This is a genomic window from Eubacterium sp. AM05-23, from assembly GCF_003477535.1.
In the GTDB taxonomy this organism is placed as follows: Bacteria; Bacillota; Clostridia; order Eubacteriales; family Eubacteriaceae; genus Eubacterium; species Eubacterium maltosivorans.
The window spans coordinates 226,560-252,443 of sequence record NZ_QUDF01000003.1 but is presented as its reverse complement, the minus strand read 5'-3'; the positions used below and the strand labels follow the sequence as shown (position 1 = coordinate 252,443).

The 25,884-nt window shown below is 44.9% G+C and carries 23 protein-coding genes and 1 pseudogene; 8 read left to right on the top strand and 16 right to left on the bottom strand.

Features of this window, described 5'->3' with window-relative positions; genetic code table 11:
* Nucleotides 1–39: 39 nt before the first annotated feature.
* A complete protein-coding gene (locus DW091_RS20040; RefSeq protein ID WP_158577830.1) occupies nt 40–234 on the bottom strand; it encodes a hypothetical protein in 195 nt (64 codons plus the stop codon).
* A 102-nt stretch (nt 235–336) separates the two neighbouring features.
* Here DW091_RS20040 and DW091_RS05130 point away from each other — a divergent pair, with 102 nt between their 5' ends.
* On the top strand, nt 337–981 hold the full coding sequence (locus DW091_RS05130) for a methyltransferase domain-containing protein (protein WP_058693897.1): 645 nt from the start codon (nt 337–339) through the stop codon (nt 979–981).
* A gap of 60 nt (nt 982–1,041) precedes the next feature.
* Here DW091_RS05130 and DW091_RS05125 read toward each other — a convergent pair whose 3' ends face one another.
* Nucleotides 1,042–1,605, bottom strand: coding sequence for a TetR/AcrR family transcriptional regulator (locus DW091_RS05125; protein ID WP_058693896.1), 564 nt, complete (start codon nt 1,603–1,605; stop codon nt 1,042–1,044).
* 183 nt (nt 1,606–1,788) lie between these two features.
* Between DW091_RS05125 and DW091_RS05120 the strand changes: the two genes are divergently transcribed.
* Entirely contained in the window at nt 1,789–1,992 is a 204-nt protein-coding gene (locus tag DW091_RS05120; RefSeq protein ID WP_158577829.1) for a hypothetical protein, read from the top strand.
* 143 nt (nt 1,993–2,135) lie between these two features.
* Nucleotides 2,136–3,530 (top strand): sodium-dependent transporter, encoded by a 1,395-nt coding sequence (locus tag DW091_RS05115; protein ID WP_058693894.1) that lies wholly within the window; start codon nt 2,136–2,138, stop codon nt 3,528–3,530.
* Nucleotides 3,531–3,696: 166 nt separating this feature from the next.
* On the opposite strand, the gene DW091_RS20035 is transcribed toward DW091_RS05115, so the two are convergent.
* Genes DW091_RS20035 through DW091_RS05100 form a run of 3 tightly spaced genes read right to left on the bottom strand, consistent with a single transcriptional unit; the run spans nt 3,697 to nt 6,783 of the window.
* Nucleotides 3,697–3,909: a hypothetical protein gene (locus DW091_RS20035; RefSeq protein ID WP_058693893.1), complete on the bottom strand. Its 213-nt coding sequence runs from the start codon at nt 3,907–3,909 to the stop codon at nt 3,697–3,699.
* Nucleotides 3,909–5,606, bottom strand: coding sequence for an aldehyde ferredoxin oxidoreductase C-terminal domain-containing protein (locus DW091_RS05105; protein ID WP_118517562.1), 1,698 nt, complete (start codon nt 5,604–5,606; stop codon nt 3,909–3,911). The genes DW091_RS20035 and DW091_RS05105 overlap by 1 nt, the downstream gene beginning before the upstream one ends.
* A gap of 19 nt (nt 5,607–5,625) precedes the next feature.
* Complete coding sequence (locus DW091_RS05100) at nt 5,626–6,783, bottom strand: iron-containing alcohol dehydrogenase (protein ID WP_058693891.1); 1,158 nt, start codon at nt 6,781–6,783, stop codon at nt 5,626–5,628.
* Between the two features lie 176 nt (nt 6,784–6,959).
* Between DW091_RS05100 and DW091_RS05095 the strand changes: the two genes are divergently transcribed.
* Nucleotides 6,960–8,186, top strand: coding sequence for a helix-turn-helix domain-containing protein (locus DW091_RS05095; protein WP_058693890.1), 1,227 nt, complete (start codon nt 6,960–6,962; stop codon nt 8,184–8,186).
* A 118-nt stretch (nt 8,187–8,304) separates the two neighbouring features.
* On the opposite strand, the gene DW091_RS05090 is transcribed toward DW091_RS05095, so the two are convergent.
* The 5 genes from DW091_RS05090 to DW091_RS05070 form a co-directional block, all read right to left on the bottom strand.
* Entirely contained in the window at nt 8,305–8,922 is a 618-nt protein-coding gene (locus DW091_RS05090; protein WP_058693889.1) for a flavodoxin family protein, read from the bottom strand.
* 109 nt (nt 8,923–9,031) lie between these two features.
* Nucleotides 9,032–11,602, bottom strand: coding sequence for an ABC transporter permease (locus tag DW091_RS05085; protein WP_118517561.1), 2,571 nt, complete (start codon nt 11,600–11,602; stop codon nt 9,032–9,034).
* Nucleotides 11,599–12,282 (bottom strand): ABC transporter ATP-binding protein, encoded by a 684-nt coding sequence (locus tag DW091_RS05080; RefSeq protein ID WP_038352694.1) that lies wholly within the window; start codon nt 12,280–12,282, stop codon nt 11,599–11,601. Before DW091_RS05080 ends, DW091_RS05085 begins: the two co-directional genes overlap by 4 nt.
* Before the next feature lie 82 nt (nt 12,283–12,364).
* Complete coding sequence (locus tag DW091_RS05075) at nt 12,365–13,354, bottom strand: HAMP domain-containing sensor histidine kinase (protein ID WP_074617208.1); 990 nt, start codon at nt 13,352–13,354, stop codon at nt 12,365–12,367.
* Entirely contained in the window at nt 13,341–14,027 is a 687-nt protein-coding gene (locus DW091_RS05070) for a response regulator transcription factor (RefSeq protein ID WP_118517560.1), read from the bottom strand. The genes DW091_RS05075 and DW091_RS05070 overlap by 14 nt, the downstream gene beginning before the upstream one ends.
* Before the next feature lie 292 nt (nt 14,028–14,319).
* Between DW091_RS05070 and DW091_RS05065 the strand changes: the two genes are divergently transcribed.
* On the top strand, nt 14,320–15,801 hold the full coding sequence (locus DW091_RS05065; protein ID WP_224168747.1) for a DNA methylase: 1,482 nt from the start codon (nt 14,320–14,322) through the stop codon (nt 15,799–15,801).
* A 16-nt stretch (nt 15,802–15,817) separates the two neighbouring features.
* Nucleotides 15,818–16,288 carry a hypothetical protein gene (locus DW091_RS05060; protein ID WP_118517559.1) on the top strand — a complete coding sequence of 157 codons (471 nt, stop codon included), beginning with the start codon at nt 15,818–15,820 and terminating at the stop codon, nt 16,286–16,288.
* Between the two features lie 719 nt (nt 16,289–17,007).
* On the opposite strand, the gene DW091_RS05050 is transcribed toward DW091_RS05060, so the two are convergent.
* Both DW091_RS05050 and DW091_RS05045 read right to left on the bottom strand, forming a co-directional pair.
* On the bottom strand, nt 17,008–17,298 hold the full coding sequence (locus DW091_RS05050; protein ID WP_263422103.1) for a tyrosine-type recombinase/integrase: 291 nt from the start codon (nt 17,296–17,298) through the stop codon (nt 17,008–17,010).
* Between the two features lie 118 nt (nt 17,299–17,416).
* Nucleotides 17,417–17,767 carry a hypothetical protein gene (locus DW091_RS05045; RefSeq protein ID WP_058693884.1) on the bottom strand — a complete coding sequence of 117 codons (351 nt, stop codon included), beginning with the start codon at nt 17,765–17,767 and terminating at the stop codon, nt 17,417–17,419.
* Nucleotides 17,768–17,967: 200 nt separating this feature from the next.
* Between DW091_RS05045 and DW091_RS05040 the strand changes: the two are divergent.
* A pseudogene (locus tag DW091_RS05040) lies at nt 17,968–18,461 on the top strand (DNA methylase); the annotation flags it as partial.
* A 141-nt stretch (nt 18,462–18,602) separates the two neighbouring features.
* Here the strand turns inward: DW091_RS05040 and DW091_RS05035 are convergent.
* Together DW091_RS05035 and DW091_RS05030 are read right to left on the bottom strand one after the other, a co-directional pair.
* A complete protein-coding gene (locus DW091_RS05035; protein WP_058693882.1) occupies nt 18,603–19,037 on the bottom strand; it encodes a sigma-70 family RNA polymerase sigma factor in 435 nt (144 codons plus the stop codon).
* A gap of 191 nt (nt 19,038–19,228) precedes the next feature.
* The gene (locus DW091_RS05030) at nt 19,229–19,534 is read right to left on the bottom strand and encodes a hypothetical protein (protein ID WP_118517556.1); all 306 of its coding nucleotides are present in this window, start codon (nt 19,532–19,534) and stop codon (nt 19,229–19,231) included.
* A gap of 160 nt (nt 19,535–19,694) precedes the next feature.
* On the opposite strand from DW091_RS05030, the gene DW091_RS20030 reads away from it, so the two are divergent.
* Nucleotides 19,695–19,865: a hypothetical protein gene (locus tag DW091_RS20030; protein ID WP_158577827.1), complete on the top strand. Its 171-nt coding sequence runs from the start codon at nt 19,695–19,697 to the stop codon at nt 19,863–19,865.
* A gap of 266 nt (nt 19,866–20,131) precedes the next feature.
* Here DW091_RS20030 and DW091_RS05025 read toward each other — a convergent pair whose 3' ends face one another.
* Nucleotides 20,132–22,972 carry an ATP-binding protein gene (locus tag DW091_RS05025; protein WP_224168746.1) on the bottom strand — a complete coding sequence of 947 codons (2,841 nt, stop codon included), beginning with the start codon at nt 22,970–22,972 and terminating at the stop codon, nt 20,132–20,134.
* On the bottom strand, nt 22,969–25,809 hold the full coding sequence (locus DW091_RS05020) for an ATP-binding protein (protein WP_118517555.1): 2,841 nt from the start codon (nt 25,807–25,809) through the stop codon (nt 22,969–22,971). The genes DW091_RS05025 and DW091_RS05020 overlap by 4 nt, the downstream gene beginning before the upstream one ends.
* Nucleotides 25,810–25,884: the final 75 nt, after the last annotated feature.

The window sequence follows — 25,884 nt, the reverse complement described above, 5'->3', positions numbered from 1 at the left end:
CATGTTTCTAGTTTTATACATATAATATTCTTTTGATAACTAATAAATTTTACGAATTCTTATCACGCCCGCAACAGCTTTTTGATAAACGCCATTACACCATTGCGGATGAAAAAATTTAATAAAATTCAATTTCAATCCAGGAATATATTGTTTCAAAAATTCCATTTCAATTACAAAAAACGCTTTTAAAAACGCTATTTTTGCAAGTTTTTGGGTTTTGATTTCATTCAAAAGATGTATACAGTATTTTTAAATTAAAGTGAATTTTAAGGTTTATTTTTGATTTGAAACGTGCTACACTGTAGGCACAGGAAGCCGAAAGGAAGTATTATTATGAGTACCAAGGAAAAATCAGAAAAAAAATCTGTTATCAGTAGAGATGTTTTAGCGGCAATGTTTAACACCAGCGAGTTTAAACAGTATTCCCATGACTGTCGTCAGGAAGTTGTGGAATCCCTTGAAGGACACGAATTCAAAACGTTACTCGACCTTGACTGCGGCGGCGGAAAAATGCTTGAGCAGCTTTTCGAAACCTTTCCGGACATGGAAGCCTGCGGTTTTGACTATTCTCTGGACCGTCTGAATGGCGCCAAAGAACGTCTGGAAGGCAAAAACGTCTCGTTCAAATTTGGGAACGCACAGTGCCTCCCCTATGAAGACAACCAATTCGACGTTGTGGTCAGCACCTCAACCTTCCACCATTATCCTTATCCCGATAATGTCTTAAAGGAAGTACACCGGGTATTAAAGCCAAAGGGCATCCTGGTCATCTGCGATACCTATCTGGGCGCTACACTGCGCTATCTCAACACCTTCTGCAAACCCATCAATGAGGTTACAGAAATCCGCATGTATTCTGAAAAAGAAATCTGGCAAATGCTTGGAGGAGCTGGCTTTAACGGCATCACCTGGCGCCGTCTCAATAAACATGCTTACCTGGCTAAAGCTGTCGCTTCCGGAATCCCGCTTATTGCTTAAACAGATTTTATTTAATACTGAGTTAACATACACCCCTTCGGGCTTTCCGAAGGGGCTTTTTTATTCAATCATTCCTTTTACACCGCGCGAAATAAACCGGCTGATGATCTGGGCCGTCTCCTCGGCATTTAAAGGAATATCCCGTATAATTTTTTCCAACCCGCCCTCCACAACTGCGCCAACAATACAGGCATCTATAACGGATAAGGTGACTTCATTTGTAATCGAATGGGAGCTTTTGAACAGGCTTTCTTTTAAAATCACCTTATATTTGGTAATAAACGCTCCATTTTGGTTACCCTGAGACAAACTTCTGATGGTTTCAGCATGCTCCATCAAAAACTGTATACACTTCAAAATTGGTGGATAGGGATCATCGATAACATCGTCGATGCTGTTTTCTCCAATAACCTGCATGCAGCGGTCCATCAAATCATTTTCGACCTGTTCCTGGACGTCGTAAATATCCAGAAAATGCGCATAAAAAGTCCCGCGGCTGACATCAGCAAGCGTCAAAATGTCATTAACGGTTATCTTTCGAATATCCTGATTGATAATGAGCTGAATAAAGGCATTCTTAATTGCATTTTTAGATTTTCGCACATCCCGTCTTTCTTTTACCATACTTTTCCCTTCTATAATCTAAATAATTATCGGACAGTCAATTCAAATTTATACATTTTTTCTAAATTTTATTTAAATTCATACAAAGCATATAGAATTTATACATTGTGTATAGATTCAAATAAAAGTATAATATTGTTGTCATAAAAATTCAAGAAAAATATGACCAAAACAATGCGAAAGGTGGCTGAAAATATGTCAAGTGTAAAAAAAGAAATTGAGAATATTATTCAATCTGGAAAAAATATTGGAAAGGCCTACAAAGATACCGGGGTCGCTGTTGGTAAAAGCTACGCGAAGGCTGGAATAAAAACTGCGGAAATTTTCAAAAATCTCTATGATTCTGAAACAGAAGAAAGCGAAGACAGACATCCCGCAAAAAAATAAATATACTTTACTTTTTAGGACAGGGCTGCCCTGTCCTTTTTTATGCACTTCTTTACCGTCCATTGACCCTCTTAAGGTTTTCTGATATAATTTGCAAGTTGTACTTATTTAAAAAGAAAACTTTTGCAAGGGAGGTATGTATTGTGCAAAAAAGAGAAACTTTCTCATCCCGATTGGGCTTTCTCCTGATTTCGGCTGGCTGTGCCATCGGTTTGGGAAATGTCTGGCGCTTTCCATATATTGTTGGAAAATACGGCGGCGCTGCTTTTGTTTTACTGTATTTATTATTCTTAATCATCATGGGCCTGCCGATCATGGTCATGGAATTTTCTGTCGGCCGTGCCAGTCAGAAAAGTATTGCCCGTTCCTTTGATGAATTAGAGCCTAAGGGAACAAAATGGCATCTCTACAGCTTTTTCGGTATCGCGGGAAATTATCTGCTGATGATGTTCTACACCACTATAGCTGGCTGGCTGCTGCTTTATTTCTTTAAAATGGCCAAGGGGGATTTTGTCGGTTTAAACGCTGACGGTGTTTCCGCAGAGTTTGGAAATCTGATGGGACAGCCTGTCCTGATGACGGTTTTTATGGTCATCGTGGTATTGATCTGTATGGGGGTTTGCTCCCGGGGACTTCAAAATGGGGTTGAAAAGATCACAAAGGTTATGATGATCTGCCTTTTGGCAGTCATGATTATTCTGGTTGGACGCGCGGTCACGCTGGAAGGGGCGGCGGAAGGCCTGAAATTTTATCTGATGCCTGACTTCAATAATCTGATGTATGACGCTCAGGGAAATATGATTTTAGGCGAGGCTATTTTCGCGGCCATGGGACAGGCCTTTTTTACCTTGTCGCTTGGGATTGGCGCACTGGCAATATTCGGCAGTTATATCGGAAAAGACCACACACTGGGCGGCGAAGCCCTCCGTGTCACATTGCTTGATACTGCTGTGGCCATTATGTCTGGATTGATTATTTTTCCAGCCTGCTTTGCTTTTAATGTCGCGCCCAACGAAGGCCCTGCCCTTATTTTTGTGACACTCCCCAACATTTTTAACGAAATGCCCATGGGCCAGGTCTGGGGCGCTCTGTTCTTTGTGTTCATGAGCTTTGCCGCACTGTCAACCGTTATCGCGGTATTTGAGAACATTATTTCATTCGCCATTGACCGCTGGGGCTTTAGCCGAAAAAAATCCGTTTTAATTAACCTGGCCGCCATTATCCTTTTGTCCATGCCTTGTATTCTTGGCTTTAATGTGCTTTCAGGTTTTCAGCCGCTGGGCCAGGGCACCGGTATTCTTGATCTTGAGGACTTTATCGTCAGCAATAATCTGCTGCCGCTGGGCTCTCTTGTTTACCTGCTGTTCTGTGTCTCTAAGAAAGGCTGGGGCTGGGACGCTTTTATCACTGAAGCCAATACCGGCAACGGCTTAAAATTTCCAAAGAGCATCCGCTTTTACGTAACATGGATTTTACCTTTCGTGATTCTCTTTATCTTTATCATGGGCTACTTAAATAAATTCGGCATTGGACTGTAAAAAACAAGACCACTCTTTATCACAAAAGAGTGGTCTTTGACTTATTTGGGTTTTTCTTAAGCTTTAACGTGCCCTATTCACGAATTTTCAGTATAACTCTTCTAGTTTTGGGCGTTTACGCGATGATATGGAAATAGAGATTTATCGAACCTTTGTCTGTAAGCCATTAACCCCCGCTGACGATCCTGAGGACGCGAATTGTACTTTTATCCTCTACCTCTGTTTCAAAAGGTGGAGGGATAATTCTTTCCTGGTTCATTAGAACAATATCCAGTCTGTCGAAAATCACCTGGGCTTTCTCTAATGCTTGGTTGGTAGTCATGCCCTGGTAAAAATCGAGTTGAATCTGATTTCCGAAGGGATCAATAATGGTTATCATTAGAATTCGAAGATGGCATCCAGCTCTTCATCAATTAAGTCGAACTGAGAACCGGTCGCTCTGGATCGCTCTTCATAGAAAAAGGAAGGCAGCCTGTCATCTGCAACGGTCATTCCTGCCAGCGTATTGAATTTCTTTTCCGTCAACAGACATCTGACGCCCAGTCCCAGAAGATCGGCGGGCTTCCAGCTTCCGCCATAAAGTCCTTCCATCATTTCAGCAAGATGGGGCACCCCTGGAATACAGTTGGAAAAAGCAAAAAGACACATCATACTGTCTGCAAAGCACAGTACAGACTGCAGCTTATTTGAGGCATAGGCCTGCCCTGCGCGTCCAGCGTCATCAAAGGCCCGGCCCATAGTCAGCCCTGCGGTATGGTCGGCCCCCTGGGGACTGGTGGAGTAGGTAACCCCTGTTCCCTTTGTATTCCTGGGATCATACCCTGCCAGAGCCTGATGTTTAACAACAGGGATGCGCTCACAGCCAAGGTATTTTCCAGCGCTTTCACAACCGTTTCCCAGCACCATACCAAATTCCGTACCATCACGCACTTCCTCAAGCAACGCGTAGGCCGCTGCCTTGTCTCCCCATTTCAGCTTGCCTGCTTCCATACAAACTGCGATCCCTGTCCCCATTTCGATGGTATCAATTCCCATGTCATCACAAAGATGATCCATGCACGCAATCATATCTAAGTCGGTAATCATGCAGTTGGGTCCAAAGAGCGCTACCGTCTCGTACTCAAATCCTGATGTCAGGTAATCGCCTTTTTCATCATTATAAACATTGGAGCACTGCACCACGCAGCCTGGCTGGCAGGGCTTTTTATTACAGCCGCCCCGCTTGGCCAGATTGGTCAAAAAGGTCTGAGCGCTAACGCCCCTGCAGTCCGCCATCAGACGGCCCGAAAAATTTTGAACCGGTAGTATTCCTGTTTTACTGGTCGACTCAATGGTTGATATGGTTCCAATATTATGAAAAGGATCCTTCGATGCGCCAGAAGCGATCATTTTATTAATTTTTCCACAGGCTTTTTTAAAAAGTGCCTCATCAACATATTCTGGTTTGTAAGGCTTTATGGCTTTTGCAATAACAATTCCTTTCAGTCCCTTACTTCCCATGACTGCGCCAACACCTCCGCGCCCCGCAGCCCGGGATGGGTAACCTTCTCCAAACTCTGTCACCTGAATGGAGGCCGCTTTATATTGGCGCTCTCCAGCCTGACCGATAGACATAATCGCAATTTTTTCACCATATTTTTGACGCATCGCTGCGCTAAAAGCATAATTACCCATCAACTGGTAATGGGAGGCATCCTCCAATGAAACCTGCCCTTCTGGGTCAATATATAAATAATACAAACCGTCTGACTGACCTAGAACCTCAATCAGCTTTACCCCCTGACCTGCCATCAGCGTTGCTGCCCAGCCTCCAACGCTGCTTTCTTTAATGCCTCCAGTCAACGGGCTTTTTGTACCTACCGAAAGTCGCCCGGCAGTCGTCATTGGTGTGCCCGCAAATAGCGTCGTACAAAAGATAATCCTGTTTTCTGGCCCTAAAGCATCACAGGTTGGCTGGACATTTCGGATTAAATACTCCGCTACCAGGGACCGGGCGCCCAGAAAATGGTATTCCTCATCCAAAGGCAATTTGTTGACTGAAAGTGTATCCATCTCCAATGTTATTTTATTCCACATGGTTCATTCTCCTCTCTCATTATGCGTCATAAGCATGCAGAAGCAGCTCATGTACTTTTGAAGCGCTGATACGATAAGGTATAATCGCATACCCGATATCTTGGGTTACCGCTTTTGCGATATCCCCAAGAGGCTCTTTGGGAATATCCAGTTCTTTCATATTTGGCATTCCAGCTTTTTTCAAAAAACATCGGATGGCTTCACGGGCTATTTCTCCCACTGTTATATTATCCGCATCCTGGGGCACCTCTACACCCATACAGTCACAAATTTCACGAACCTTATGTGCTTCTGTTTTTGCCGTATAGCAAATGACCTCCGGAAGCGCCAGAGAACAGGCAATGCCATGCGGGAGGTGAAATAACGCACCAAAGGTATGACCGATGGAATGTCCCATATGTACCAGTGCGTTGGTAAAGGCCATTCCAGCAAAGGTTGAAGCTAAAATCATATGCTCACGAGCGTCCAAATTTTTTCCGTCCTCAATTGCAACCGGAAGCCATTTAACGATCATTCGAATAGCTTCCCGCGCAAGCGCGTCTGCCATTGGGTTAGCCTGTCCGCCAGTCAGCGACTCTACCGCGTGAGCAAAGGCATCGACGCCTGTAGCCGCAGTCATTTTAGGTGGAAGCCCCAGTGTAAGGTCCGGATCCACAATCGCTAAATTAGCCAGGCATACCGGCGAAACAACGCTGTCCTTTTTTTTCTGCGCCACAAGGGAAATAACACACATATTTGTCACCTCACTGCCCGTGCCGCTTGTTGTAGGAATAAATACCATTTTCACTCCTGGCTTCAGTCCATTCTGAACGCCGCCACAATAATTGCTGATCGGAGGTGGATTATTGATCAGCACATTGACACCTTTGGCTGTATCGATCGCGCTTCCTCCACCAACAGCTACAATACTGTCGATGCCTGCTTTCCTTGCTTCTTCTGCCGCAGCCTCTACCATCGTATCCGGCGGATCCGGCACCACGCCGTCAAAAATCACGGTTTCCAGCCCCGCTTCGTGTAAACTGTCCAGAATACGATCCGCGATGCCAGTATCCTTCATTCCTTTGTCATAAATGACCAACGTTTTTGAGCATCCCATTTCCCGCACTTTCATGCCGGTACGCATTGATGAACCGCTTCCCATAATAACGGGTACAAAAATCTCATACGATGTAATCATCTTTTTCACTCCTTTTTATTTTTATCCGATTGTTTTTCCGATGCTTTTATGATATCATCATCTTTGAATAATGTATATCGGTTACAAGACTGAAAAAACGTTAGAAATTTGTGCATATTGCCTAAATCTTATGCTCAGACTTCAATATGCGTTTTTCTGATAAGGAGGAATCCACTTTGCAGACAAATGAACTTTATCCGGCTGTCAAGCCTTTTATACAGGAGGATTTACTTAAATTTATCGATCTGGCCAGCAACGCTTCGGATATGGAACGCATTTTAAATACTGCTGCACGTTATATTGGAAACGCGCTGATCCTCATTGATCTCTTCGGCGCTGTGCTGTGCTATTCCAGCGATTTTGAAATTCTGGATCCTTTGTGGGCCGAAAACATCCGTCAAGGTTCATACACTGGCGATTTTTCACGTAAGGTCCGTGCCAATAATTCCATGCAGGACTGGAGCCGCACCGGCCAGCCTGTGCAGGAGATTACTCTGGAAGGCGATATGCAGCCTAAGCTCGTCGCACGAATCGAAGAAGACCGGCACGTAATGGCTGCCCTGGTGATGGTTGCCCATCATACCCCCATTTGCAGCATGCACCAACAGACACTTCCCATACTGGCAAAGCTGATTTACAGCGCTTACACCCGAAACCATCCGCAGGCACCCGTATCTCTACAGGACATGCCCTACGCCGCCGCGCTTTTTGCACTGCTTGACAACGCTTCAGACAATGGTCCCACCAATCTGGACAGCCTTGATTTTCCCGCAGAAATGCAGGCTGTAACCGCGCGCCTGGTCGACCGGTATGACAATCGATATATTAAGCGGGCCTTTTCGCAGGAAATGCAAGGTATTTTTCCTGAAGGGCATCTTGTCCAGAAAAAGGGATATATTTGCGCGCTCACCTCAGGCGTCGCTCCTGTCCAACATGAGGCTCTTGAAAAATTAGCGTTGCAAGACAATGCACGTATAGGAATCAGCTGGCGTTTTTCAGATATTATGGATTTTCATCACTACTTTAACCAATCGGTCAGCGTTATTAAACTCGCTGAAAAGCATCAGGATAAAAATCGCGTTGTAAATTTTACAAACTATGCCTTTTATGCTCTGCTTGAAAATTATACGGGTAAATATCCGCTGGACTGGTACTGCCACCCTGCCCTAACACAGCTAAGACTTCATGATCAAAGCCATCATACGGAATATTATGAAACGTTACGTACTTTTATGATCACAAGGTGTAATCAGAAACAATCAGCTGAACAGCTCTTTATTCATCGTAACACGCTCCAATACCGGTTGAACCGAATTACTGCCCTTACTGGTCTGGATTTATCCGAAAGCATGACCACTTGGGTTTTACTCATATCTTTTGCCATTGAAAAATACAAAAGCTAACGTTTTTTAAAGACAAAACCTCAACAGCAATAATGGCAGCACCAAAAGAGCCGAAAGTCCAAACAGGAACTTCCGGCTCTCAAAGCTGTTCATTATATCACTTTTCTATTTTTTCTTTTTAACGGATAAAATTGGTGTATACTGTTTCCTCTTTTTGAGGTATTCCATACTGCTCCTTGCCAAGGGCAATGGATTTTATGAGAAATGCCATATTTTCAGCCAGGGTTCTCATGATTTGCAGGCCCTCAAGATCTTCAGCCGCTTCATCCGCGTTTCTGCCGTGCAGGCTGTTCCAATACTGTCCAGACGCCACTGGCATTCCGCTGATCATAAAATATTTATTTAGCTCGTCAAAGGTCGCCGACAGGCCGCCGCGCCTGGCTGTGACAACGCTCGCCCCCACCTTCATGGTTTTATCAAAGGGCGTGCTGTAAAAAAGCCGGTCCAAAAGAGCCACCATCGTCGCATTGGCCGACGCGTAATAGACTGGGCTGGAAACGACCAGTCCATCTGCTTTTTCAAATTTGGGAGCAATTTCATTTACCAGGTCATCAAAGGTACAATTTCCATGCTCTCTGCAGTAATTACAGGCAATACAGCCTCTGACCGCTTTGTTCCCCACCTGAACCAGCTCTGTTTCAATTCCGTTCTTCTCAAATACTCCAGTCATTTCCGCCAGAGCCTTATAACCTGCGCCGCCTGTATGAGGGCTGCCGTTAAGTAATAACACGTTCATCTAACTAGCCTCCTTGTTTTTAAGAACCTTTCAGTCCTTAATCTTTCTTGTTTAAGTATAAAACAATATCAGCTGCGCAGCAAACAGATTTTAAAAATCTTATTTGAAATCAGGTCATATCGTCCCGAAGCGCGTCGATAATGTTTTCTTTTTTGATGCTCCGGGTCGCATACAGCATTGTGATGAACACCAGAAAAAACACACCGATTACGCTGATAATAAGACTGGCCCAGGGGAAGATAAAGCCGATCTTTGCGCCGCCGGCATCCATGCCCCTGTAAATCAGCCATGAAAGCAGTACCGCTATGGGTACGCCAAACAGCAATGTCTTCATACCGAAAAAGGCACACTCAAAATTCATCATTTTACTAAAATCGCGGTCCGACATTCCCACAGAGCGCAGCATGGCAAACTCCCGTCTGCGAAGCTTGATATTTGTGGAGATTGTGTTAAACACATTGGCTGTGGCGATCAGCGAGATCATGAAGACAAAAACATAGGTAAACACATCCACAACGAACACGATATTGCGGTTTTGCTCAAATATTTCATTCGCATTATACAGGCTGTAATTCGCGGTAATCCCCTCGCTCTGGATGACTGTTTTCATCTCAGCCACCGACTGTGCAGCGTTATCTGACCGGAAAGTCAGGCCTGTTACAGCGTCACTCCCTGGCTCAAAATTACTTTTCAGCTGATAAGGGGCGACGATCATAAAGGTAGCGCTTTTCACCTGGGCGGATTGTCTTGGGATTCCGTCTACCGGTATGGTATCGACAAAGGTCAGGCTTACAGTCTTACCCTGATCCTGCGCAGTCCCGTCGTCTGCTCCAGGCACAACGGTGAAATCCATGGAGGTATTGTCAAACATATTGTACAGCGAACGCTTTCCCGATTGTTCGCTGTCCCCTTTCGCCTTAGCAACAGCTGTCATTTTCGCGTTCTGTCCGGTATACTCCTCTGCGGGCAGCCCCAGATCCTTGATAAAATCCAGATAAACGCTGTCCTCAACAAACTGGATATCCATTGGCAGGGCTACTGTTTCATCCGGGGAAGCCAGACCAAGGGCTTCGCGGTAGCGTTCTGAAAAATCACTGGCTCTGGCTGTGCATGAATAGGTTGACACCGCCTGATATGAGCTCTCATAGACCCCTTCCACCGCTTTCAATTTATCATAAAGCCGGAACAGCTGGCTTTCATCCATATTCTGAGTAGTAAAGCAGATGTCATAATCTGAATCGACAACAGACTGCTTGGCTGCCTGCTTAAGGCTTTCCCCAAAGGCATTGGCCGATACAAACAGTACTACGCTCAGGGTAAGAGACAGCACAATACTGCGGTAACGTTTTTTATTTCTCTTGAAGTTTTTTAGGGCAAGCATTCCTTCCAGGCCATAAACACGCTGTGCGAAATCCGATGTTTTCACAGCTTTGGAATCGATTTTGACTTCATTTGTCTGGCGTATACTCTCCAGCACCGGTCTTTTCGCGGCCTTCCGCGCCGGAATATAGGCCGAAATTAAAATCGTGATCATGCTGATAACTGCAGAGGCGATAAGGGCCGGCACAGATATTGTTAAGGTCAGAGGCACATCGGTTAAGAGAATATTCCTGAAATTGCCAGCGATGACAGAAATCACAAGGGTAATACTGCCAATGCCGACAGCCAGGCCAATGGGGATGCCGACCACACCGATACAGAGTCCCTCGAATAACACAGAATTCCGAAGCTGCTTTGATGTGGCGCCCACGGATGCGAGTATCCCAAACTGGCGCGTACGCTCATTAAGCGAGATGTTAAAGGCGTTGTAGATCAGAAAAACTGAACCCAGCATAATCAGAAGAACCAGGATACTGCCAACAGAATATAACAGCGTGTTAAACAGCGTGTCATCCGAAAGTCCCATAAAACGCAGCACATAATCATTAAGAATTGTGTTGTAGCCGCCAGCTTTGTCCTTTACGTAGCTCTGAACCTCCCGCGGATTATCAAGGGTGACAAAGACGTTAAAGCTGTCTGCCTGGTCGGCAGGGTCGGACGCTGTAATCAAAGTATATCCTGGCGCTGCGGCTTCCTCAAAGCTTGGCCTCTCACAGATTCCGACAACCGTATAGATTTTCTCGGCTTTTGGCACAACAGCTTCTGACCCGCCCTCTGGATTATACGGGGTATGCTGTGTGAGTCTGCCGCTACCGTTCACACGGTCTCCAACAGCCAACGAAAGCGTATCCCCCACAGCATAATTGACACCGCCATTTGCCGATAGGTGCACGGGGATAAGAACCTCGCCGCTGTTCTGTGGCAGCCTGCCTGAAATCATTTTGATGGGCAGGTCTTTAAAAGCTTTTTCGTTAAAGCCTGTCACAAAGAGATAGGGCTTGTCTGGATTTTTTCCATCATTGAGAGCCGCATAGCCAATATTTTCAATTGTCGCGGTGTCTCTGACCCCCTTGTCATGGCTTCGCTCCTGCAAAAACGCGGAGTCCACATCCAGAAACTCCACATGCCAGCTCCCGTATTTCACTGCCGAGCTGTTTATCAGATAATTTTGCAGAGAAACGGCAAAGGTGGCAACTGCCGTGATCATGGCAGCGGATAAAACAACTCCAATAATGGTTACAATCGTCCGTGTACGGCTCTTTTTCAGACTTTGCAGAGTGACCTTGTTGAAGATGTTCATGGCCGCACCCTCTCATCCCGCACAACCTTACCATCAGATATACCGATAATGCGATCCGCCTGAAGCGCGATATTTTCATCATGGGTGACAAGGATAAGGGTCTGACCATATTTTTTATTGCTTAACTTTAACAGATTGACAATTTCATGGCCGTTCCGGCTGTCCAGACTGCCTGTGGGCTCGTCGGCCAGCATGACCGCCGGGGCGTTCATCAGGGCGCGTCCTATGGAAACACGCTGCTGCTGACCGCCTGAAAGCTGATTTGGCAAATGGGTCTGGCGGTCTTTAAGGCCAAGCAGCGACAACAGGTTATTCAATCTTTTCTGATTAACCTTCCGCTTGTCCATCAAAACCGGCAAGGTGATATTTTCCACTACATTGAGTGTGGGAATAAGGTTGTGAAACTGATAAATCAGACCGACCTGCCGCCTGCGGAAAATGGCCAGCTTATCATTGCTCTGGGCATAGACATCCTGTCCATCCAAAAATACCTTTCCACTGGTGGGCACATCCACACCGCCAATCATATGAAGCAGGGTAGACTTTCCTGAACCGGATGAACCGATAATCGCCGTGAAATCTCCCTTTTCAATTGTGAGTGAAACATGGTCGAGGGCGGTTACCTGGTTTTCTTCTGTACCATAGACCTTGCATAAATTTTCAATTCTTAACAGCTCCATTATGTGAGCCTCCTTTCTCTTGGTATACCCATATAATAAAGCTTTTCTCTAACATTCCGGTGACTTTCAGGTGAGAGATCTGTCACTTTGGAAAACGAAGGGTAAAGGCCGCGCCTCCCTGAGGGCGGTTGCTTGCAGTGATGGACCCTCCCTGCCCTGTTACAATCATTTTACAGAGCGCCAGTCCAATACCATAGCCCGATGCATCTGTGCTTTTCCCCCGATAAAACCGGTCAAACAGGTATGGCATATCTTCTTTTTTAAAGCCCGGGCCGCTGTCGTGGACGGCGATCTCGGTAAAGAGTGGATTATCTGTGCAGATAATCTCAATGCTCCCACTCTCGCCCACGCTTTCCATACAATTTTTGAGAATGTTTTGGATGGCCTCTGAAAGCCAGCCGGCGTCTCCCTGAAGCCTCGCTCCCTCTGGCGCCTTTATCTGTACATTGACAGCGCGCAGCTCCATCGGTATCTGAAGTGGACGAAGCGCAGCGTATATTAAACTTTGCGCATCAATCGGTTCCCTCTGAAATACCACGACGCCCGCATCCAGACGGGATAACTTTAAAAGGGAGGTGAGCAGCCAGTCCATGCGCATGAGCAGTTCCTCGGTTTCCCGCACAAAAGCTTTCCGCTCAATTTCATCAGAGCAGTTGGCCAGCAATGACAAAAGAAGGTTCATGGATGTGAGCGGTGTACGGAGCTGATGAGCGATGTCTGCCAGCGAATCGGCAAGATGTGTCTTTTCTTTTTTTAACGCATCGTTTTGCTCACGGATGCGCAGTGTCATTTTTTTCACCTCGCTGTACAGAATGGAAAGCTCGCCCTCATCCAATTCGTCAATATCCAGACGGTCGTAATTGTGAAGCACCAGATCGATTTGATCGGAAATTTTTGCAATACTTCTATACCGGGCTCTGGTATACACATAAAAAGCAAATCCAAACGCGGCGGCAGACAAAAGAGCCAGTATCCCCGCCGCCCGGCTGATGAAAAATCCCAGCGCTGTAAAAAAGACGGCCATCAGCAAAAACAAAACCGCGAACCGCTTAAATTCTCTATTCCTGAGCATAGCCGTCACCCAGACGATAGCCTGTCCCGCGGACGGTCCGGATAATTTTGGGTTTCGCGGGATCATCCTCTATCTTTTCCCGCAGGCGTTTGATATACACTGTCAAGGTATTGTCGTTGACAAACTCACCCGCCGCGTCCCACAGCTCGTCCAGCAGCCGGTCTCTTGTGATAATGCTTTTAGGGTTGTTCACAAACATCAATAGCAGCCGGTATTCCAAGGCTGAAAGAAAAACCTCGCCGCCATTTTTCTTTACCACACCGCTCGCTGTATCGACCTGGAGTCCGCATACCTCAAAGGCAGATACAGCGCGTCCACTTTTCCGCAGGGCGGTTCCGATTCGCGCAATCAGTTCACGGGGACGGAAGGGCTTTGTAATATAGTCATCCGCACCCATATTCAGTCCAGTGACAACACTGGCCTCATCGCCGGAGGCTGTCAGAAAAATCACGGGAATATCCTGTGCTTCCTTGACCTCTGTACAAACTGTAAAACCGTTTCCGTCAGGCAGAGACACATCAATGAGTGCCAGATCAAACTTACTGCTGGCGAGCACTTCCGAGGCTTCCCGCCGGGTGGCGGCATGGGTGACGGCAAACCCTTCCGACTGGAGTAAAAGCATCAGGTTTCTCGCGATCGCCTGATCGTCCTCAACTAAAAATATGCGTTTCATCTATTTTCATTCTCCTTTGCTGCTTCTTTTATCATAAGCTTATTTTATTATACACCATTTGTCTGTAGCCCTATTGTATTTCTTTTGAATGAAACATGCAAGGCGGACAGCATATTTCTTGTTTTCAAACAGGCCTGTGCATTAAGGCAAATTTATGCCTTGACAATTTTGCAATATCGTTATAATATAACATTAATAAAACTTACGTTCGTTATTTAATAAACAAAAGTTCTATTCCGATATCGTAATAAACGCCGGAATTTTTGAAACGATGTTGTAAGAAAGGTCTGTAATGATGAATGCTCTTTCAAAAAATATGCCCCTTCACGGCTCAGAAAAGACTGGCCCCATCTATCTCTGCATTGATCTAAAGTCATTTTATGCCTCGGTAGAATGTGTAGAACGCGGTCTTGACCCCATCACAAGCAATCTTGTGGTCGCTGATGTCACTCGCACTCAGAAAACCATCTGCCTGGCGGTTTCCCCTGCCCTAAAAGCCTATGGTATTCCCGGCAGGCCCAGACTTTTTGAAGTTGAGGAAAAACTGAAGGACGTCCGTCTGAGAACCGGAAAGGATGTTCGCTACATTGCTGCGACTCCCAGAATGCAGCTTTATATTGATTACAGCGCCCGAATATATGCGATATACCTTAAATATGTTTCGGAAGAGGATATCCATGTTTACAGTATCGATGAAGTTTTCATCGATGTGACCCATTATCTTTCGGTCAGCCACTGTACGGCGCGCGAGCTGGCAAAAATGATCATTCACGATGTTCTGGCTAACACTAGGATTACAGCCGCCGCTGGGATTGGAACAAACCTATATCTGGCTAAAGTGGCCATGGATATTGTCGCCAAGCATGTAAAGGCAGATGCCGACGGCGCGCGTATTGCCGAGCTGGATGAAATGCGCTACCGGAAGCTTCTGTGGGATCACCGGCCGATCACTGATTTCTGGCGCGTGGGCCGGGGGATCGCCAGGCGGCTTGAGAAAAACGGGATGGTCACAATGGGCGATGTAGCCAGGATGAGCTTGCAGGGAGGCGATGATAACAGGTATGGTGAAAATCTGCTCTATAAAGCGTTTGGCATCGACGCGGAGTTACTCATTGACCATGCCTGGGGAATTGAGCCCTGTACCATGGCGGATATCAAAAACTACAGGCCAAGCACCCACTCCATCTCCTCGGGTCAGGTGCTTCCGCATGCTTATGATTCTGTACAGGGAAGACTGATTGTCCAGGAAATGGTGGATCTTTTAGTATACGATCTCATTGAAAAAGGGTTGTCCGCATCCAGCGTAACCCTGCATATCAGTTATGACAAAGCTGGGCTGAATGATCACCGCTACAGCGGTGGGGTTCATATCGACCATTTTGGCCGCGCAGTACCGAAGCCGGCACATGGCACAGAACAACTGACTGACGCGGGCGGCCGCCCCATCTACAGCAACTCGACAAAGAAAATCATGCGCGCTGCACTTGCGCTCTATGATCGGATCATCGACAAGGCGCTTATGCTGCGACGGGTATCTCTGACGTTCAATGATGTTGAAGGGGTAACGGGCCGTAACGCAGCATACCGGCAGCTCAGCCTGTTTGAAGAGGATTCTCTTGAAGCAGAACAGGAAAAGCAAGAGGAAAGGATGCAGCAGACGCTGCTCAAAATAAAGCAGAAATATGGAAACAACGCTGTTTTTAAAGGCATGAACCTGCAGGACAGCGCGACAACCTTAGAGCGCAATAACCAAATCGGCGGCCATAAAGCGTGAAAGGAGGCTTTACTTCATGGGGAACTACGATGATATCATGGACCGAGTCCGTCCAATTTCTGACAGGCGGCCGCATATGTCAAGCGCAGACCGGGCGAAGCAGTTCAGCCCTTTTGCCGCGCTTAAGGGCTATGAGGAAGCGCTCAGGCTAAAGCAGATAAAATATGAAAAAAGAATCGAATTGACCGACGACGCAAAGGCTATTCTTGACCGGAAGCTGCATCTTCTGGCTAAGCGGCTGAACGAGGGACAAAAAGCCGCTGTTACCATCAGGCATTTTGTGCCGGAAATAAAATCGAAGGAAAATAATGAGCCGCTCGGTTCTCATATGGAAATCACCGGCAGGGTTGAAAAGATCAATCCGGAAACACGGACGCTTCAAATATCCGGTAAAACACTCTTGATTCGTGATATTGTAGACATCTGGGAGCCATCAGATGAATTTTCTGAACCAGCGGCCAGTCTCTTCTTTAACATTTGTGATTAAATGGCTAAACGGGTGTCTCATGCATTATGATTTAAAATTCCGAAAATCAGTTGCTTATATGGGACGAATCCATCCCATCTTTTTCGGTTGCTGTCAATATGCTCCATTTATGCATAACTGGCTTACGCTGCATATTAAAAAGCCTTAACCCCACCTTTTACGCAGATATGCCAGAGCCCGCCTGCTTTCCTGAAAAACGAAAAAACAATTTGACCATTCTACAGGTATCCGTTATCATTAAACTACAAAGATAAAAGCACTGCCCGGTTGGTAGACTAACATATAGAAGCTTTGAAACGCTTTGTTTTAGGGCTTTTTTTTAAAATTGTTATTCCACTTGACACCACTTTGTAAATAAACATAGTTATATATATCAGATATTATAGCCTGCACAATAATTGGACGGCTACATTTTCTTGGTTTTTAGTTGCGTGAATATAAATATCATATGCTGTTGATATATTTTCGTATCCTAACCATTGGCTTACAACATTTATATCCACCCCTATTTTTAGTATTCTACTAGCAAAAGTATGTCTTAATTGGTGTACTGTCATATTTTTATTTACTTCAGCTTTTTTAGCATAGATCTTAATAAATTATTCATACCACTATTTCCAATTGGTTGTTCATATTTTGTTGTTGCAACAAATTAAAATTCTATAGAAATTTTATGATATACTTTTTTTGTTCCATAATCGCATGAATAGCCTTATCATTTAATGGGACGCACCCCATACCATTTTCAGTTTTTGTACTTTTAATCTCCCATTTATAAACACTTTTTCCTTTACACTTCGATCCCGTATACGTACCATACTTTTATTAACATTCACTACCCGATTTTCCAAATCAACATCTTCCCACTTAAGCGCAAATAATTCTCCTCGTCTCAATCCTGTGTGAATTAAAAAAACTATTAAGTATCCATATAAATAAATTGGATTTCCAGACTTATTTCTTTTATCTGCGAGTTCATCAATTCTCAAGATCTCATCATCTTCTAGTATCTCTACTTTTTTCTGGCTTGAAATGGCTTTTTTGGGGCAATCTTACATTTGTCATCGGGTTTTTGTTTATATCACCTTCCGTATAAGCATATTTGAAAATTTCATCTAAATAATAGTTTTATTTTTTTACCGTTGAAAATGATAGGTTTTCGCAATCTTTGTTAATTAAATCTTGTATTTGTCGTGAAGTGACTTCATTTAATGCAGTATTTTCAAACTTTCCTTTTATACGCGCTAGATATGTACTTTCAACACGATCAAATGAGCCTGAATCTAATGTGTAGTATTTGACATTAAAAAGCCAATCCTGTAGATAATCATCTAACAATATTTTTTCTTTCCAATAAATCCAGAATTCAACATAATATTTTAGTTTAGCCGGTTCGCCATACACCACCGGCAAAGCATTATCTGGATAAGGTTTTTGGTGAGAAATCCACGAAAGTAAGGGGAATCCATCTTTCTTCACTCCATATCACAAGAAGTGCAGCACGTAACCGTCGAATCGCCCTCTCTTCAGTGTCATCGCGAAAAATCTACCACGATTTTTTTAAAAAAGACCAATTTTATTTATTCTTATGTAAACACTGAAATTATGCTAATTGGTAAGTGAGATCCACGATGATGAACGTTTCTACAAAATAACTCTCACCTGGTACATCAGAGGAAATGTCTGATCACATTTATCTCTGCGTTGATTTAAAAGCATTCTATGCCTCGGTGGAATGTGTTGAACGTGGGCTTGACCCTTTGACGACCAACCTGGTAGTCGCTGATGTGACGCATACTCAGAAAATAATTTGCCTGGCTGTCTCCCCTGATATGGCATTCCCAGCAGGCCCCGCCTTTTCGAGGTTGAACAAAAAATAAAAGCAATCAAATTGCAAACGGGCAGGGAGATTGCCTATATTGCTGCGCCTCCAAGAATGCAGCTTTACATTGACTACAGTGCCCGGATATATGCGATATATCTTCAATATATCTCTGAAGAGGACATCCATGTGTACAGTATCGACGGAGTTTTTATGGACTTAACCCATTACCTTTCGACCAATCGCAATAAAAACGGACACCCCATAACCGCGCGCGAGCTGGCAAAAATGATCATTCAGGACGTTTGGGCAACCACAGGCATTCCCGTTACTGCTGGTATCGGAAACAATGCTATTTTTAAGGGCATGAACCTACAGGAAGGCGCAACGACGATGGAACGAAATCTTCAAATCGGTGGTCATAAAGCTTAAAATACTTTTCAGCACTGTTTAAAGGACACTCTCAAAAGTGCGGGCGTCCTTTTTAATTCATTAACCTTCAATCATTTTTCTTAATTTTTGTAAAATTCTTTTCTTCTGTTTGTATATTGTGTGGACAGAAACGTCCTGTCGGTTGGCTAACGCCTTCACTGTCTGATCTTCAAAATAAAGCGCTTTAATCAGCGTTGCTTCATCCTTATTTAGGCGAGATAATGCTTTCCTGAGCTCTTCAAACAACATACTTGCTTCAACAATTTTATTCACATCCACTTCCTTAACGCTGATTGCCTCTTTTTCTCGATGTGTTTGTTCTTTTAAAGTCTCATAAGAAATCGCATAATATTCTTCATCTAATGCTTCTAAATAATCTTGCCGCTCCTTAGCGCGATAAAAATCTTGATAGTTCTGATAATCAACTTCCAGTAAAGCGCCCCCAATTGGTATAAACCATCTGCTGGAAAAGGCTTCTGGATCAAGTTCTTCCATCCTTTTTAAGTAATTTTATGATATTTTGAATGATCTTTTATATAGCAGGCCGCTTCCAGGCTAAATTCTCTTGGTTTTCGTTTCATTTTTTCCTCCAATCCATTTGTTTTTAAACAAACGGATTGGAGGTGGACCTCGTTTAGGAGCCCACAAAAAAGGGCACACTTCGGATTATGATGCGTCCAGGCTTTTTAAAAGCGCTCCTGCGCTTTCGTAAGACTGGCTGGTTGCGCTTCCCTCTGCGCCAATTTTTCCGGGTCGATGCCAGCATTTTTTGTCATCAGAGCATCTTTGTTCACATTGAGTGCACCATCGGACAAACCAATATCTGCACCGCCGTCTACCGTAGCCTTTTCAAGCGAAAAAATCACAGACGGCTGCATTTCTTCTTCAGCAGCCCGAACTTTGGTGTACGGAGTCATGGTTGAAAGTACCATGGCTACAATCAACAATATACCTAACCAACGTTTGAGTGCATTACTTTTGTAATTTTCCATTCTTATTTCCTTTCCTTTGCTTTTTTAATTTATCTATGTCAACCGGCCATTACCGGATAATTCCAACAAAAAAGGAGCTCCTGATATACTTTTGACACAATAAAAACAATGTCAAAAATAATTACAGAAGCTCCAAAAGTGCTATGGAGATCATTGGATCATGGCAGAACCAAAAGCGAGCTCTTTGTCCATGGAATATAAAAAACGAATTTCCGACTTAATCTCAAAGGATATTACGGCTGCGCACCAGCCACTGGACTCTCACCAGAGTTCCCCTTTACAACACATCATGAGTTGCCTGCCAGAGGCAGTATTAATTTTTCATATTTAATTCAATTTTATACTTTTAAAAAATCATTTACCGCCCCAAAAAGGTTATTTATATATTTATTATATTACCTAAAAATACTCAAATCAATAGTAATTTACTTTTTTATTTTTTCAAAATATATAGATAGGCTGTTTATTTAAAAGCTACTTATATTGATTGTCCATTCTTTGGCTTGGATGATCTATTTATCTCTGATATATCCTTATGAAATGGCTGCAAATTCAGCTTTTTGCATTCTGATCTCTATAACCCATCTTTAACCTTTATTAGTTCATATGTTTGTGAAGGACAACACAAATCTCATTATATAGTACCTCAACATCCACTGGTTTGGAGATAAATCCATTCATCCCCGCTGCCATCGCTGCTTCCATATCCTCCTTAAAAGTATTGGCGGTCATTGCAACAATAGGGATTGACTTTGCATCTGGCCTTTCCATTGCACGAATGGCGGCGGTAGCTTCCAGACCGTTCATTTCCGGCATCTGGACATCCATCAGAATCACCTGAAATGTGCCAGACGGTTTGTCACTCAGCAATTCCACGGCCATCCTACCATTTTCCACCCGCTGCACGGCTGCGCCCTGGCTTTGCAGCAGCTCCGTGGCAATCTCCGCGTTGAGATCATTGTCCTCTGCCAACAGAATACTGATACCGTTGAGTGTCTGTTTATCTGCCGTCCCACCTGCTGGCGTGTCGTCCAATTTTCCCTTTGGGAGGGTGATGGTAAAATAAAACACACTGCCTTCACCGGGTTTGCTTTTTAAAAGCAGATCACCGCCCATCAGACGAACGATACTCTGGCTGATGGGAAGGCCCAGCCCGGTGCCCTGACTTTTGGCGCTACTGGCTCCCACCTGTTCAAAACTTCGGAAAATGCGCTGTTGATCCTCCGGTAAAATGCCCGAACCGGTATCAGAGATTTTAATGGTTAAAATGCGTTTTGTATCGGTTTCCGACTCTCCATTGGCGCACAGGCGCACTGTTCCATCCTGCGGGGTAAATTTAAAAGCATTGGACAACAGATTTAAAATTACCTGTCGGAGACGAATATTGTCGCCCACATAGACTTCCCCGCGCAGATCACTTTCCACCTGAAAATGGATTTTTCGGCGCTCTGCATCAGTGGCCAGCATGCTCTCGATATCGCAAAGCAGCACATCCATTGAAAACGGCTCCTGTTCCAGCTCCATCCTGCCGCTTTCAATGCGGCTCATATCCAGAATATCGCTGATAAGGCTGAGCAGATAGTGTGAGGAAGACCTGATCTTATGCAGGTTCATCTTTGCCTTCTTTGGCAGACTGGGAACTTGTTCCGTTAAATCTGCTAACCCCATAATGGCGTTCATTGGTGTACGAATCTCATGACTCATCCGTGAAAGAAACTCTGTTTTGGCCTGGCTTTCTGCCTCTGCCTTCTCCAACCCTAACCGCATTTTAGCGGAACGCAACCGGACACGGTAAGAGAGTATAACCGCAGTTACGACTATTAACAAAAACAGCGCAACGACAGCGACTGCCAATAAGGGATTGGAAGACACAATTCCTGACAGCGTGAACTGAGTCTCTCCGATAGAGACCATGTTAAGGCTACTGATGGCCTCTTTTTCGGCTTCAGTCATATTGGTAACCGATTTATTCAAGATAGAAAACAAGGGTGAATCCACAGGGGTTTTTACCGCGAAGCTAATATCCGTGCTGCGGTTCGGCAGGCTGACCTGAAGGACATTAAAGAGACTCTTTTGCCGAATAATATTTTCCATATGGGAGGATAGGCCGTAAAAGAAATCGATTTTTCCACTGTTGACATCATTAAGCCCATCTTCAACACAGTCGTAATACACAAACTCATCCGCCGTGATGCCTCTCGGTTTTTCCCATCCGGATAACAGGCCGCATATGCGCCCTTCGGAAGGATAGGTAATGTTTTTGTTCCGAACCAGTATGGGCGATGCGCTGACGTAGGCTCCTGTATTGGCCAGACCATTTTTAGAAGCTGCACTATCAGATCCCATAAAAAAGCCCAGCATATCTGCGCCGCCTTCCTGTACCATGGTCAGCGCTTCAATATAGGATTCGCAGGTAATATAAGTGAATTTCAGACCAGAAAATTCTTCTACTTTTTTAAGCACATCTGGAACAAATCCTTCGTGGAAATCATCCACATCCACACAGAACAAAGGGTGCCAGTAGCTTGGAACCGCCACAGTCACCGTACCTTTCTCGGCCACATACGCCCGCTCCTCTGAAGACATGGAGGCATATCCGATGAGATTACTCTCAAAGTTATTTTCATAGGCTTTCTGGGCAAAATTTGTATCGGCAGCATAAATTTTTTCCAAAGCCATGTTCAGGCCATCCAGGATTTCCTGGTTTCCCGAAGTGGTGACAATATAATGTGCCTGTGAGTCAAAGGAGGCAACCGCATAAAAGTCCTCTGGGATTTTTACGCTGTAGCTTAGCAGCAAATCCACCTCGCCATTCTCCAGCTTTGTATGCAAATCTCCATTCACACGAATGTCATCATAGCTGTATGATCGAATCTGACACTTCAGCCCTTTTGCCTCTAACCACTGCATCAAATGCTCGATATTCTCTTTAGAGCTTTCATACACACCGATGGTCTTTCCGTTCAGGGTGTCCAAATCATAGCTGTTGATGGACGCATCGTCTTTCCTGGCCATCAGCATCGCTTTAGCATATCCACAATTGTAGTTTGGATAAACAAACGGCAGTTCCTCGCCTTCAATATAAAAGGTTCCGCCCATCAAATCGAACTTTCCCGCTTGAAAGTCGCCCAGAATGTCATCCGTCGGAATATATTCATATTTCCAGCCTGTATATTTGGTGATTTCATTGAGGTAATCGACCACCAGCCCGCAGGGCTCACCATCCTCAGCATACATGGTATAACCCTCCACGATTGGAAACGCCACCTTGATGACCTTCTGTTCCGTCTGATCCGCCGCAGATGCCGTAGGAATCAAAAATGTCAAAAAAATCATCAGCAATAAAACCGTCGACAGCTGACGTCTGAACCATCCTGGCCTCTTTTCGGTTATAGTATTTTTTCTTTTTTTAGTCGTTTTATGCGCCGTGATTTTCATTGAAGAACCTCCCGAAGGACTGATTTCAGTATGTCCAAATCAATGGGCTTGGCCACATGGGCATTCATCCCTGCCTGTAAAGCCATTTGCACATCTTCGGCAAAGGCGTTTGCCGTCATGGCGATGATCGGAATAGTGTCGGCATCCAGTCGTTTTAGTGCCCGAATGGCCTGCGTGGCCTCGTACCCATTCATCACCGGCATTTGAATATCCATCAAAATCGCGTCATAGGTTCCTTTCTTGGAAGTCGTAAACGCCCGCACTACCTGACTTCCATCGGTTTTTACTACACCGTGGGCGCCAAACATTTCCAACAGACTGAGAAGAATCTCCGCGTTAATCTCATTATCCTCGGCGATCAGAAAACAACATCCATTCAAAAAATTTTCATTTACTTTATCATCAGAGTGCCGTACGTCTGGCCCACGCTCCGGTTCGCCACTAATTTCAAACTCTAGCTCTACCTGGAATACAGACCCCTTGCCTTCCTTGCTGTCCACCCAAATAATCCCTTCCATCTGATCGACCAGTCCCTTGGTGATGCTCAGACCCAAACCGGTTCCCTCGATACGGTTTACTCTCGCCCCTCGGGTAAAAGGTTCAAAGACATGGGACAGCATTTCCTCAGACATTCCAACCCCCGTGTCCTTTATGGAAAAGCGGTATCGCACATAGCCCTCTGCCGTGCTCTGGCATTCTTCCACAAAAAATTCCACGCTGCCGCCTTCCGGTGTAAACTTAACTGCATTCCCCAAAATATTGATGAGAATCTGATTGATTCGCAGTGTGTCACCATAAAACCAGGTGTGAACAACAGAACGGATTTCGCTCCGAAACCCAAGGCACTTTTCTATCGCCTGAGGTTGAATCATATTGGAGACCTGACCCACCAAATCCCGAAGTGAAATCCGCTCTCGGTTCAGCTCCACTTTGTCTCGCTCAATTTTACTCATCTCCAGAATATCGTTAATCAGATTCAGCAGGTGCCGGGAGGAATTGGAAATTTTTTTCAGACAATCCTCCACATATCCCCTGTCGTCCAGATGAGCGCTGGCAAGCGTTGTCATTCCCATAATAGCGTTCATGGGCGTGCGGATATCGTGGCTCATGGAGGACAAAAACGATGTTTTCGCCTGATTAGCCTGTTTTGCCAAGGCGAGCGCTCTCTCCAACTCCTTTTTGGTTTCCCTTTCGGCTGCCAGCATATCGGTAACATCCGCACGCACGATACACACGGTCTGATGGTTGCGGTCGCCCCATAAAACATTCAGCTTTTTGTAGCGTAGTCCTTCCTTCCCATGGTAGGTGCTCACAAGATCATACCCCAAGGGCTCTTTTGTCAATTGCTCCAAGATGGTCGTTAACTTAAATTTGTGATGAAGATACTGGCGTTCCTGAGGTGTATTTCCATAGAGCTCCATTGCAGCCGCAATTTTCGCATCGTAATTCTCCATAATGTACGGCGCAAGATCTTCGAGCACAGTCTGACGCGTATACATAATCAGACGCCCTGTGCTTATATCGACGAAACTGGCCAAATCAAAGGTATAAGCCAGCATATTGAGCAGACTCTGCTGTTCCCTGACGGATTCCGTTACATCTGTCCGGGCAAGACAAACCCGGCCCAGGCGTGAATCAATGGAAAAGACGGTCATTCGCTTTACCCGGATGCTCCCGTCTGTGTTTGTGACCGAATAGTCAAAGGTATAGGTACCCCGTTTTTCCAGTCGGTCAGCGATATAGGCAGCATCCAGATATTTTTTATAGCTCTCCCGGTCTTTGGGAACAATCCAGCATTCCAGCATATAGTCCATCCAGGCGGAGTGCGAGCCACTTCCAGGGGATGGCACACAGCAAGCGCTGGAATCGCTGGTAAAAATTTCATATTTATCACAAAGCAGGTTTAAAATCACAATGTGATCGTATCCGTTATTTGAAAGCCTGCGCAAAACCCGATCGGAAATTGTTTTTTCCGTAATATCTGTAACCGTTAAAACGCCGGTGATATCGCCTGTGACCGGCTCTTTCACCAAACTGACTTTACATTGTACATATCGACCCGTTGCCTCACCTGGAAGCTGAATAAAGCAAGGAATCACACGTTCAAATTCCTGGTGATTGAAGGCGTCAAGCAATGCCCTGTTGCAACAGGTTTCAAAAAATGCCTGTCGTTCTTTCGGGTCGACGATCAGCCCGGACAGTGCGTGGAAAAAATTCTCACGTTTTTCACTGAAGGATTTAACGCATTGGCAAGGCGTATAATCGTTGATTTCCAGGATTAAATTTCGGCTGATATTACAGTGCCCTACCACCAGAGCGTTGGGTCCGGGGGTTCGGTAATGCTGCAGCAGCATTTCTTTATACTGCTTACGTATCTGACATTGTCTCTCTTCTTCTTCTGAAATATCCCGCAATAACATATATAGCCGTAAGTCACCATTTTTACAGGTCAATATAGAAAGTGTATTTTCGACCTGGATATAATTATTTTCTCCGTTTTTCATCCGATAGTAAAGCTTACCCCGTAAACTGTGTTGTGTCACTAATTGCTCAAACTGCCGGATCAATTGGGACAAATCTTCTGGATGAACACCTGCTAACGCTTCCTTTCCATAAAGTTCCCACGCTTTTTTCGGTGTCACACCGATCATGTCCGCAAAACCAACGGACAAAAACTCTGATATATAGGTTCCGTCTTTTTTGCACCGCACTACAGCCACACCGCCCGGTATCCTGTCGATGATATTCTGGGTTTCCCTATTGTCAGCCTCCCATTCCCACTCCTTTTCTTCAGGAATGGTTTGTCGCTCAGTAGAGAGAATACCTGTCTGTTTCATGTCAATTTCCTTTCTTCATTGAACGCAGCCTATTTTCAGGCGATTTAACGCGTCGCATTCATCGCATTTGGCGGG